Below are 13,906 nucleotides of genomic sequence, written 5' to 3'. Positions count from 1 at the left end.
ACTTCGTGCCGGCGATGCTGCACGCGTTCCTCGATTACGCGGAGCAGCAGCCGGGAGCGAAGCTGGCCGGGCAGTTGGGAACGCTGCGCCAAGTATTCGCCAGCGGCGAAGCTTTGCCGCCGCAGCATGTGGCCCGGTTCCAGCAGGCGGTAGCGTGGGTAAACCGCGCGCGGCTGATCAACCTGTACGGGCCGACGGAAGCGACGGTGGACGTGTCGTACTTCGACTGCGAGCCGGATGTGCATTATCCGGTCATCCCGATCGGCAAGCCGATCCACAATACGCGGCTGTACATCGTGAAAGAAGGCACGCTGCAATTGCAGCCTGTGGGCGTGGCCGGGGAGCTGTGCATCGGCGGCGTCGGCGTGGCGCGGGGCTACCTGAACCGCGCGGAGCTGACGGCGGAGAAGTTCGTGGCCGATCCGTTCGCGGACGGGGGCCGGATGTACCGGACCGGGGACTTGGCGCGCTGGCTGCCGGACGGCAACATCGAATACCTGGGCCGGATCGACCACCAGGTGAAAATCCGCGGCTACCGGATCGAGCTGGGCGAAGTGGAGTCGCAGCTGCTGAACGTGGAGCGCGTGAATGAAGCGGTCGTCGTCGCCCTCGCGGACGAGAGCGGCCAAAAGCTGCTGTGTGCGTACTATGTGGCGGAGACGGAGCTGCCGGCCAGCGAGCTGCGCAGCAGGCTGGCGGAGACGCTGCCGGCCTACATGGTGCCGACTTATTTGATCCAGCTGGAGCGGATGCCGCTCAGCCCGAACGGCAAAATCGACCGCAAGGCGCTGCCGGCACCGGAAGCGAGCGTACAGGCGGAAGCCGTCTATGTGGCTCCGCGAACGCTGACGGAGATCCAACTGGCGCGCTTGTGGCAGGAAGTGCTCCGTCTGCCGAAAGTCGGCATCACCGACAACTTTTTCGAGATCGGCGGCCATTCCCTGCGGGCTACGGCTTTGGCGACCCGAATGTATAAAGAAATGAACATTCAAGTTCCGCTCAAGGACATTTTCCAGGCGCCGACGATCGAGAAGTTGGCCCGCCATTTGGAGAATATGGAAAAAAGTGAGTATTTCCGCATACCTCAGGCCGAGAAGATGCCTTATTACCCGGTATCCTCCGCCCAGAAGCGGCTGTATATACTGAGTCATGTCGAAGGCGGAGAGGTCAGCTATAATATGCCGACCGTCCTAAGCGTGGAGGGACCGTTGGACCGCGAACGGCTGGAAAACTCGTTCCGCAGTCTGATCGGGCGTCATGAATCGCTGCGGACAAGCTTTGAAACCGTGAACGGAGAAATTTCGCAGCGGATTCAACCGGAAGCCGATTTCACGCTGGAGTTTATTCAAGCGGCTCCGGACGCGGCGGAAATATACATTCAGTCGTTCGTGCGTCCCTTTGATTTGCGGGAAGCGCCGCTGTTCCGCGCCGGCCTTATCGAGCTTGGGCCAGAGCGCCACATTTTGATGGTCGACATGCATCATATTATTTCCGACGGCGCTTCATCCGAAATTATCGTCCGCGAGATTGCGCAGTCGTATGCAGGGCTTGAGCTGCCGGAACTGGACATTCAATATAAAGATTTCGCCGTTTGGCAGCAGAAGGCCGCTGCGTCCGAAAGCTATTTGAAGCAGGAAGCTTATTGGCTGAACCAATTTACCGGACAACTGCCGGTTCTGAACTTGCCGATCGCCTATGCGAGACCGCAAATCCGCAGCTTCGAAGGCGCGCTGCTGCAGTTTACGGTCGAACCGGAACTGGCTGAGCAGCTGCGGAAGTTGGCCGCCGATTCGGGAAGCACGCCTTTCATGCTGTTTCTTTCGGCCTTCAACGTTCTGCTCGCCAAATACGGGGGACAGGCGGATGTCATCGTCGGAACTCCGGTCGCAGGGCGTTCGCATGCGGATCTCGATCCGATCGTCGGCATGTTCGTCAATACGCTGGCGCTGCGCAATTTCCCGGGCGGAGATAAGCGGTTTATCGATTTCCTGCTGGAAGTGAAGGAACGGACGCTGCAAGCTTTCGATAACCAGGGCTATCCGCTTGAAGAGCTGCTGGACCGGCTTCCGATCGAGCGCGATCCGAGCCGGAATCCGTTGTTCGATACCGTGTTCGTCATGGAAAATACCGAACGGGCGGACGCTTCGATCGAATCCCTTGCTTTCCGCGCTTACGAACAGGAGCATAGCGTCGCCAAATTCGATTTGACCTTGTCGATGAGCTGGGATGAGGAAGAGCTTCGAGGTTCGCTTGAATATTGCACAAAGCTTTTCGGCAAATATGCAGTTGAAAATTTACGGGACGATTTCCTTGCGCTGCTTGCCGAAATCGCCGACGATCCGTCGCGGATCATCCGCGATTTGAGCCATGGCGCCAGCCCGGACAACCGTGCGCTTTTACAAAATTCCATCGATTTTGCATTTTGATGAGAGCCCGTGTCCGCCTCTGACGGGTGCGCTGCCGCTGCAGGCTTGCCGGCCCGGCGGCACCCCCGGCAAAGGGCGGTCTACTACCGGCTCCGTCTTCAAAAGCAATGCGGCAATCCATGAACTTGAACATGAATGGGAGTGAAGCAAGTGCAATCGGTTTTTGAGAACGATCAAACCTATTGGCAGAGCAAGTTTGACAGTGACGATCGGATTGTTTGCCTTTCCTATACGAGCGCGGCCCGGACGAAGTACGGCGATCGCAAGCTGCTGACGAAGACCGCCCAATTCCCCGCGAATTTGTCCGAACGAATCGCCGGGATTTCCGGCGGAGCCCCGTTAACCGCTTTTATGCTGCTGCTGGCCGGCGTTGAAGCTTTGTTGTATACCTATACGAACGAAGACACGCTGACCATAGGGGTCCCGACTATCGAATCGTCGGGCTCGGGAATCAATCCGCTGCTGCTGATCAAAAACCGGATCGAACCGAACATGAGCTACCGCTCGCTGCTGCAAAGCGTCAAAACGGCAGCCACTGAAGCTTTCGAGCATCAGCAGCTCCCCTTTTGGAATTATACGGAGCAAATGGACATTCCCCGTCTTGCGGACGGCATTCCCTTGATACATACACTTGTGACGATGCGCCAGCTGCACTCCGTCAGATATGCGGAGCAAATCGCGCATGAACTTGCTTTTCACTTCGATATGGCCGGGGGCTCCGTCACGCTGGCTATCGAGTACGATGCGGGTCGTTACGACGAAGACAGCATCGCGCGGTTGAGCGCGCATTTGCAGCAGCTTTTATCCGTCGTCTTGTTTCAGCCGGAGCTTCCGCTGGCGCAAGCCGAATTTCTGACGGATGAGGAAAAAGAGCAACTGCTGACGGGTTTTAATCCCGCATGGCTGGATTATCCCCGAGATCACACGATTCACGGCTTGTTCGAAGAGCAGGCGGCGCGCACCCCGGATTATCCGGCGGTTATTTTCGACGAGGAGCAGTTGACTTATCGGGAGCTGAACGAGCGGGCGAACCGGCTGGCAGCCCGCTTGGCGGCGGCAGGCGTGCGGCAGGAAGCGTTTGTCGGCATTATGGCGGAACGTTCGATCGACATGATCGTCGGCATAATCGCCGTGTTAAAAACCGGCGGCGCTTATGTGCCGATTGATCCGGAATACCCGGAAGAGCGGATCCGCTATTTGCTTGAGGATTCGGGCGCCGCTCATTTGCTCGTACAGGAAAGGCACCGCGGGCAAGCGTCGATATTCGCCGGCACGACGATTTCTCTTCATGATTCCCATGATTTGGAAGGGGGTTCCGGTGATGATTCCGGCCTTGGGGCAGCCGGCGATCCGCAAAGCCTCGCTTACGTCATCTATACTTCGGGATCGACAGGCAAACCGAAAGGCGTTATGGTCGAGCACCGCAACGTCGTTCGGTTGGTCAAAAATACGAACTATGCGCAGCTCGACGAGCACACGCGGATTTTGCAAACGGGCGCGGTCGTTTTCGACGCTACGACGTTTGAAATCTGGGGTGCGCTGCTGAACGGCGGGCGGCTGTATTTGGCGTCGTCGGACACCATATTGAACGGTACGAAGCTGAAGCAGGCGATTCAAACATACGGCATCACAACGATGTGGCTGACGTCCCCGCTATTTAACCAAATCTCGCAGCAGGAAAGCGGAATGTTCGCAGGCGTAAGCACGCTGATCGTCGGAGGGGACGTGCTGTCCGTGCCTCATATTAACCGGGTGATGCTCGAGCATCCGTCGCTCCGCATCGTGAACGGGTATGGACCGACAGAAAATACGACGTTCTCGACCACATACTCGATCGAAAGCGAACAGTCGGAAGCCGTACCGATCGGGCAGCCGATCGCGCATTCCACCGCTTATGTCGTGGACCGATATCAGAAGCTCGTACCGATCGGAGCTTGGGGCGAACTGCTCGTCGGCGGAGACGGCGTAGCCAGAGGCTATTTGAACCGCCCGGAGCTTACGGCGGAGAAGTTTATCGAGCATCCTTTCATCCCCGGACAGCGCTGCTACAGAACCGGAGATTTGGCTCGCTGGCGCGCCGACGGCACGCTGGAGTATAAAGGCAGAATGGACGAGCAGGTGAAAATCAGGGGCTACCGGATCGAGCTTGCCGAAATCGAAGCCGAGCTGTTAAAGGCGGAAAAAGTTCAGGATGCCGTAGTTATCGTCCGCGAGGACGAACAGGCCCAAAAATATTTGTGCGCCTATTTTACGGCTCATGCGGCACTGTCCGCTGAGGAGTTGAGAAACGCTCTGCTGCAGGAGCTGCCGGGCTACATGGTGCCGACCTATTTCGTTCAAGTCGATGCCATTCCTTTGAACCCGAACGGCAAAGTCGACCGGCGGGCGCTGCCCGAACCGGAATCCGCCCTGTCGGCAGGGGAGAACTACGTGGCTCCCCGGACACCGGCGGAAATGCAGCTGGAAACGATCTGGAAAGACATTCTCGGATTACCGAAGGTCGGGGTCACGGACAATTTTTTTGAAATCGGCGGGCATTCCTTGCGGGCGACTACGCTCGTATCCGCCGTTCATAAAGAGATGAACCGCAGCATCCAACTGCGCGACGTTTTTCAGCGTCCGACTATCGAGCAATTGGCTCTTTTGATTGAGGAACGGGAATATGTCCGGCACGAAGCGATTCCTGTCGCAGACGCAAGCGATACGTATCCCGTCTCATCCGCCCAAAAGCGGATGTACGCGGTCAGCCAATTGTCCGGTGCCGATCTCAGCTACAACATGCCCGGCGCGATCATCCTGGACGGGAAGCTGCAGCGGGAACGGCTGGAGGAAGCTTTCCGCAAGCTGATCGCGCGTCACGAAACGCTGCGTACGAGCTTCGAATCTTTGGACGGCGAACCGGTGCAGCGCATCCATCCGGAAGTTTCTTTTGCCGTCGAATATATGCAAGCGGGCGAAGCGGAATCTCCGGCGCTGGTGCAGGCATTCGTGCGGCCGTTCGATCTTCGGCAAGCTCCGCTTATGCGCGTCGGACTCATTGCCGTGAGCGAGCAGCGCCACATTTTGCTGTTCGACATGCACCATATCGTGTCGGACGGGGCGTCCATGAACGTGCTCATTCGCGAGTTTATCGTGTTATATCAAGAGGCGGAGCCGGCTCCGCTGCGTATTCAGTACAAAGATTACGCCGCATGGCAGCTCCACCAGATCCAAACCGAGCCGTATAAAGCGCAAGAGACGCAGTGGCTGCAAGCTTTTTCCGGCGAATTGCCTGTGCTTGATGTGCCATCGGATTTCCCCAGACCTGCGGTAAAAAGCTTCCTTGGAAACACCTATGAATTTGCTTTGGACAAAACTTCGAGCGATGCGTTAAAGGGAGTCGCCGCCCAGACGGGCTCTACGCTATTTATGGTTCTTCTCGCCGCTTACACGGCTTTGCTGCACAAATATACCGGACAGGAAGACATCATCGTCGGAACTCCTGTCGCCGGCAGGCAGCATCCCGATTTGGAGCCGTTGATCGGCATGTTCGTCAATACGCTGCCGATCCGCAATTATCCGGCAGCCGGCAAAACGTTCGCCGGTTATGTGCGGGAAGTCAAGGAACACGCTCTGCAAGCTTTCGACAATCAGGCATATCCGCTGGATGACTTGATCGCGAGGCTCGAATTGAAGCGGGATATAAGCCGCAATCCGCTGTTCGATACGGCTTTTGTTTTGCAGCATGAGGAAGCGGTGGAAGCGGAAGTCGAAGGGCTCCGGGTCAGCGCCTATCCGAAGGAACATACCGTGTCCAAGTTCGACCTGACGCTGTTCGTCTCCGAGCGGGGCGAGTCGCTGGCTTGCAGCTTTGAATTCGCGACCGCTTTGTTCCGGCGGGAGACCGTGGAACGAATGGCGGCGCATTTTACGCAGCTCGTTCAAGGTATCGCGGACAACCCGCAAGTGAAGCTGGCGGAACTGGACATTGCCACGGAAGCGGAAAAAACGCTAATTTACCGTCAATTCAACGATACGGCAACCGAATACCCGAGAGACAAGACGCTTCACGCGCTGTTCGAGGAGCAGGCTGCGCGCAGGCCGGACAGCGTCGCTCTTGTCTACGAGGGGGAAAGCCTCACGTATCGCGAGCTGAACGAGCGGGCAAACCGTCTGGCGCGGACGCTGCGGGCGGCAGGCGTGGAAACGGGGCATTTTGTCGGTCTGATGGCCGACCGCTCCTTCGATATGATCGCGGGCATTTTCGGGATTCTCAAAGCCGGCGCGGTGTACATTCCGATCGATCCCGAGTATCCGGAGGAACGCATCCGGTTCCTGATGGAAGATTCTGGGGCCAAGCTGCTGGTGACTCAGCAGCGGTTGGCGGAGCGCGCGGCGTTTGACGGCAAGCTCGTCATGTTGGATGACCCGTCATCCCTCGATGCGGACGGTTCGAACCTGGACGGCGGGGCGGGCGCCGACGATCTGGCCTATGTCATCTATACGTCCGGCACGACGGGCAAGCCCAAGGGCAATTTGACGACGCACCGCAATATCGTCAGAACGGTGGTTAACACGAACTATATCGAATTTAACGAGCAAGATATTGTGCTGCAGCTTTCCAGCTACTCGTTCGACGGTTCGACCTTCGATATTTACGGAGCGCTGCTGAACGGTTCGAAGCTTGTGCTCGTTTCCAAGAACAGCTTTTTGGAGATGGAGAAGCTTTCCCGGCTGATCGAAAAAGAACGCATTTCGGTCATGTTCATCACAACCTCTTTATTTAATGTGCTGGTCGATGAAAATATCGGCGCTCTCGTCTCGCTGCGCAAAATTATGTTCGGCGGGGAACGGGCTTCCGTATCGCATGTAAGAAAAGCGTTTCGCGCCCTGGGACCCGGCAGGCTGATCAACGGCTACGGACCGACGGAAACAACGGTATTTGCGACGTATTATCAGGTCGATTCGATTGACGAGCTTGCCACAAACCTGCCGATCGGCCGTCCGCTCAGCAATACGAAGATGTATATCGTCGATGCGGGAGACAGGCTGCAGCCGATCGGCGTAGCCGGAGAACTGCTAATCGCCGGGGACGGCGTAGCTCAAGGCTATTTGAACCGGCCGGATGTGACGGCGGCGAAATTCATGGACAGCCCCTTCGCAGCGGGAGAGCGGGTTTACCGTTCCGGTGACCTAGCCAGATGGCTGCCGGACGGCAACATCGAATATTTGGGCCGCATGGACGATCAGGTGAAAATCCGCGGCTACCGGATCGAGCTGGGTGAGGTGGAAGCGCAGCTGCTGAAGGCGGACGGGGTCAAGGAAGCCGTCATTATCGTCAGAGAGGACGACAATGGCCAGAAGCACCTTGTCGCATACTACACCGCCGAAAGGGAGTATGCGGGAAGCGAGCTCCGCGGCAAGCTGTCGCAGGAGCTTCCCGCTTACATGATTCCTGCCTATTTTGTCCAATTGGAGGAACTGCCGCTTACGGTTAACGGCAAAGTCGACCGCAGAGCGCTGCCTGCGCCGACGGATCAACTGCAAACAGGTTCCGAGTACGCTGCGCCCCGCACCAAGGAAGAGCATGCCCTGGCAGCCGTATGGCAAGCCGTTCTCGGGGTTAGGCAGGTCGGCATTTATGACAATTTCTTCGATCTTGGCGGCGATTCCATCAAATCCATTCAGGTGTCCTCCAGATTGCTGCAGGCCGGCTACAAGCTTGACATGAAGGATTTGTTCGAGCATCCGAACATAGCCGGATTGGGATCTTGCTTGCAGCCCGCTTCAAGGATAGCCGATCAGGGAGAGGTAACCGGAGAGGTTGGGCTTACGCCGGTGCTGCGCTGGTTCTTCGAACAAGGGCAGGATGAGCCCCATTACTTTAACCAGTCGGTCATGCTGTTTAAAGAAGAGGGCTTCGATACGGATGCGCTGCATCTGGCTTTGCGCGCAATCGCCGGGCATCATGACGCCTTGCGGATGGTAATCCGGCATGAAGCGGACGGATTTGCGGCCTGGAACCGCGCCGCGGAAGGCGAGGGCGAGCTGTACAGCCTCGACGTTTTCGATTTCCGCGCGGAGGCCGATTGCGGCGAAGCTGTCGAGGCCAAAGCCGGCGAGCTGCAAAAGAGCATCGATCTTGGGGCCGGCCCGTTGATGAAGCTGGGGCTGTTCCGCTGTCCGGACGGGGAACATCTGCTAATTGCGATTCACCATGCAGTCGTCGACGGAGTGTCCTGGCGCATCCTGTTTGAAGACATTTTCTCCGCCTATGAGCAGGCGCTGAAAGGGATGGCGATTCAGCTGCCGCTCAAAACCGACTCGTTCCAAACGTGGTCGGAGGCGCTGGCGCAATATGCCGCAAGTCCTGCGCTGGAGAAGGAGCGGGCCTATTGGGCGCAGATTGCCGCGCTGGATTTCCCGGCTCTGCCGAAGGACGGCGAGTCCGGCGATTCGCGGATTATGGACAGCGACTCGGTAACGGCTCATTGGACGGAGCAGGAAACGGAGCTGCTGCTTAAAGTGGCGCACCGCGCCTATCGTACGGAAGTCAACGATCTGCTGTTGGCGGCATTGGCGTCGGCCATCCATTCCTGGAGCGGAACCGATCGCATCCTGGTAAACCTGGAAGGGCATGGCAGAGAACCGATTGTGCCTAATCTCGATGTCACCCGCACCGTCGGTTGGTTTACGAGCCAGTACCCGGCTGTTCTGGACGCGCATGCGGATACGGACATTTCCTATCTGATCAAATCCGTCAAGGAGAGCCTGCGCAAAATACCGAACAAAGGGATCGGCTGCGGCATTGTCAAATATTTGGACCCGGACACCGATCGGGCCGTGTACGAGCTGTCGCCGCAAATCAGCTTCAACTATCTCGGCCAGTTCGATCAGGATTTGCAAAGGAACGCGATTCAGCCGTCCGCTTACTCCTCCGGCATGCCGATCAGCGAGAAGACGAAGCGCGCCTATTCGCTGGATATCAACGGCCTCATATCTGCAGGCCAGTTGGGACTTACTATCAACTACAGCGGCAAAGAGTACCGGCGGGAAACGATGGAACGCCTGGCCGAGCTGCTGACGTCAAGTCTGCGCTCGATTATCGACCACTGCTCGCAAAAAGAGCGGCCTGAGTTAACGCCAAGCGACCTCTCGCTCAAAGGAATGACGATTGAGGGTCTGCAGCGGCTGCTTGAGCAAACAGCGCCGATCGGCGAGCTGGAAAATGCCTATGCGCTTACGCCGATGCAGCAGGGCATGTTGTTCCACAGCCGGCTCGTTCCGCAGTCTTCGGCCTATTTTGAGCAGGTCAGTTACGACCTTGAGGGCAGTCTGGCGGTATCGGCTTTCCGGGAAGCCTTGCACCGGCTTGTGCAGCGGCACGCCATATTGCGCACCAATTTTTACTATGATATGAACGATAAGCCGGTGCAGGTGGTGTTTAAAGAGCGGAGTCCGGGGTTTTACTATGAAGACCTGCGCGGATTGCCCGAGCCGGAACTGGCGGGCGCTGCGGATGCGTTCAAAAATGAAGATCGGGTTAGAGGCTTCGATCTGAGCCGCGACCCTCTTTTCCGGGTATCCGTCCTGCAGCTTGGCGACGATGTGTACCGCTTCATTTGGAGCTTCCATCACATCCTCATAGACGGCTGGTGCCTGTCGCTGCTGAACGAAGAAGTGTTCGAGCATTATTTCGGGTTGCTTGAAAATAAGGAAATCGAACTTGCGCCGCCACCTCCGTACAGTGCTTATATCGAATGGCTGGAGGACCAGAACCGGGAGGAATCGGCCTGGTATTGGAAACAGTATCTGGACGGCTATGAGCAGGAAACCCGCCTGCCTTCACAAAAACAGGCCGGTTCCACCGGAATCACCAAGAGGATGAACAGAGAAATAAGCGCGGAGCTGACAGAGCTGCTGAACCGGACCGCGAAGGAAAATCAAGTTACGATCAACACGTTGATCCAGACCGCATGGGGTATCCTGCTGCACAGGTACAACAATTCCGGGGACGCCGTGTTCGGAAGCATCGTATCGGGCAGGCCGTCGCACATTCCGGGGATCGAAACGATGGTCGGGCTTTTCATTAATGCGATTCCGGTGCGCATCCGCTGCTCGGAGGCCGAAACCTTTGCCCAGGTTATGCGTAGAACGCAGGCTCAATCGGTTGCCTCGCGGCCTCACGATACGTTCCCGCTGTTTGAAGCGCAAGCGCTGGCAGACACGCGGCATGATGTGGTCAACCATCTTGTCATCTTCGAAAATTACCCCGTCGATCAGCAGGTTGGCAAGGTCGACGCCGAACGCCGGGAACATTTCCGCATTTCCAATGTGGAGATGTTGGAACAGACGAATTATGAATTCAGTTTGTGCGTATTTCCGGGCGATACGATGTTGTTCAGCTTCGAGTACGATACGGGCTCGTTCAAAGAAGCGGACATGGAGAAAATTCGCGGACATTTTATACACATGCTTGAGCAGATTGTCGCTAACCCGCATGTACGTGTAGGCGATCTGGACGTGGTTGCCCAAGACGAGAAACGGCTCCTTCTGGAATCTTTTGGCAGCGTGAATCGGGAGCCAGCACCGGAGTATGCCTTCCATTCGATATTCGAGGAGCAGGTTCTGCGAACGCCGGAAAAGTCGGCGGTTGTATTCAAACAGCACACCGTCACTTACCGCGAGCTGAACGAAAAAGCGGGCCGCCTGGCGAGCCTGCTGCGGGAGCAAGGCGTCGGCCGCGAATCTATCGTTTGCATCCTTGCGGACCGCGGCGTGGAATTGGTCATCGGCGTGCTTGCCGTGTGGAAAGCGGGGGGCGCTTATGTGCCGATCGATCCGGATTATCCCGCCGAACGCATCCAATATATGCTGAAGGACAGCGGCGCCAAGGTGCTCTTGACGCAAAGCGGCCTGAAGCAGCTTGCCGCCGACACTTTTCATGCGGAAAGCGAGCTCGAGGCGGCGTTCCATCTCGATGACGATTCGCTTTACGAAGGGTTCCCGGCATCCGAGCCGTATGTCAACGAGCCGCACGATTTGGCCTGCGTGATCTACACCTCGGGGATGACAGACTTTCCCAAAGGCGTCATGGTGGAGCATGTCAGCCTGATGAACACGGCACTGGCCAATCGCAGGGAATATCGGTTGAACGAGTTCGATGTCCGATTGCTGCAGCTCGCCAACTTTTCGTTCGACGTGTTCGTTCTCGACATCGTCCGGACGTTTATGAACGGCGGAACGATGGTCGTCTGCCCGGCCGAAGACCGGATCGATCCCGCTCAATTGTACCGGTGGATCCGGGATTATGAGATTACGGTGCTCGAATCGACGCCGGCGCTCATTCTTCCGCTGATGGACTACCTGTACGCTGAAAATCTGGATATCAGCTCGCTCCGGCTGCTTATTTCCGGCTCCGACAGCATTAGTGTAACCGACTATCGGCGATTGCTGGAACGCTTCGGCTCGCACATGCGGATCGTTAACAGCTACGGGGTCACCGAAGCGGCGATCGATTCGAGCTTTTACGACGAGCCGCTGCCGCTGCTGCCTCCGGCCGGCCATGCGCCGATCGGCAAACCGCGTATGAACGCCAGCTTCTATATTCTCGACGCCCAGTTGAAGCTTGTTCCGGTGGGAGTGGCCGGCGAGCTATGCATAGGCGGAGCGGGCGTGGCGCGGGGCTATCTGAACCGGCCCGAGCTCAGCGCCGAGAAATTCATCCCCAATCCGTTCGTTCCCGGAGAGCGGCTTTACCGCACCGGAGATTGGGTACGCTGGACGGAGAACGGCAACGTTGATTTTATCGGCCGGATCGACTGCCAGGTAAAAATTCGCGGCTTACGGGTCGAGCTCGGCGAGATTGTGTCGGCGATGCTGCAGTTTGAAGGCGTTCGTCAAGCGATCGTTACCGATCGAAAAGACGAGCGGGAGCAGACGTATTTGTGCGGGTATACGGCCGGAGAAGAGTCTGTCGATCCGGAAGCGCTGCTGGCGCGCCTGCGGCAAACGCTGCCTGCGCATATGGTGCCGGCACGGATCATGCATCTCGAGCGGCTGCCGCTGACGCCGGATGGTACGCTGGACCGCAAGGCGCTGCCCGAGCCGGACGGAAGCGGCATTGCCGGAGAAAGCTTCGCAGCTCCGCGTAATGACACGGAGCAGCAGCTTGCCCGGATTTGGGAGGATGTGCTCGGCCTGACGGGAATCGGCGTCCAGGACAATTTCTTTGACCTCGGCGGACATTCGCTCAAAGTGCTTGAGCTCGTCGGCAAAATCGACAAGCAGCTCGGCCAAGAGCTCCCTCCGCGCGCCGTGTTTGATTCGCCGACGATTGAAGGTTTGGCGCTGAAGCTGGCGGCGCCTGATGCCGGGCAGTCTTTGCAGCAGTATGCAACCAAGCTGAACGACAAGGGGCATATCAACTTGTTCTGCTTCCCGCCCATGCTTGGATACGGAATGGGCTTCGCCGAGCTGGCCAAACAGCTGAACGGGCACGCTGTCGTGTACGGGCTCGATTTCATCGATGACAACCGGGCGCAGCATGATTTGCTTGAACCATACATGCAGCTGATCGGAAGCATTCAAAACGAATCCCCTTATGTGCTGCTTGGCTATTCCATGGGCGGCAATCTGGCGTTCGAACTGGCGAAGGCGATGGAAGCCAAAGGGTTCGTGGTTTCCGACATCATTATGGTCGACTCTTTGCGAAGTATGGAATCAGGTTCATTAAGCCGCGAGAAAATGATCGAGCAGGTCGACCGCGCGCTGGAACAAGCGCCGGCTGCGTACAAGGAAGCGCTGAAGGGCAAATACAGGCAAAAAGTATATGCCTACGCAATGTACGGCAGCACAATCGTCAACACGGGCGTTGTGCGGGCGAATATTCATACGCTTTTGTCGCCGCAGACAGCGTCGATGAAAGAAGCCGCCGACCCGGCAAGATCGTGGCGGCAATCGACGAACGGCGGTTACACCGCCGGACAGCTCACCGGTTTGCACGATGAACTTCTTGAAGCGGGCAATGTGGAGGACAATGCCGTCAAAATCCGGCAGATCTTAAACGAAATCGCCCAAATACCTGGCGGCGTTCATTAAAAAAAGAAAGGGCATCCGCTCCGGATGCCCTTTCAAAGCTTTGGGGCAACCGCGAGCGAGGCTGCCCCTTATTTCTTGCGGCCGCCCGGGCACGGCAGTCGTTCGCCTGCGAGAGCCGCGATTGTCAGGGTCACGCACACCGCTGCTGCGAAGCCTGCGATTGTCAGGGTCACGCACACCGCTTTTGCGGGAGCCGCGACAATCTGCTAGCGGCGCCCGAAGGGGGGCTAACAGGAACTCTAGTCTTGGCCGCAGCCCTTCGTAAAGCGGCTCGTTTTGGCGAAAAACCTGCGAAAGTGCAGGCTTTTTCTGCGTCAGGGGTTCATTTGGAGGAAAAACCTGCGATTGTGCAGGAATTCCCGATAAAATGGGGCCGAATCGTGCGTACGAGCGGAAAAACC

The 13,906-nt window shown here is 57.3% G+C and carries 2 protein-coding genes; both read left to right on the top strand.

Translation table 11 applies throughout. The annotated features are described in order from the left end of the window. Positions 1–2,426, top strand: a 2,426-nt coding sequence (locus tag AC3G2T_RS29745) for a condensation domain-containing protein (protein WP_488437811.1), incomplete at its 5' end; no start/stop codon positions are given. A gap of 150 nt (positions 2,427–2,576) precedes the next feature. After that, on the top strand, positions 2,577–13,505 hold the full coding sequence (locus AC3G2T_RS29740) for an amino acid adenylation domain-containing protein (protein WP_488437810.1): 10,929 nt from the start codon (positions 2,577–2,579) through the stop codon (positions 13,503–13,505). Positions 13,506–13,906 lie beyond the last annotated feature (401 nt).

It is taken from the genome of Paenibacillus sp. sgz302191, assembly GCF_057749925.1.
The sequence above is the reverse complement of the archived record's forward strand: the minus strand, read 5'-3'. Positions and strand labels throughout refer to the sequence as shown.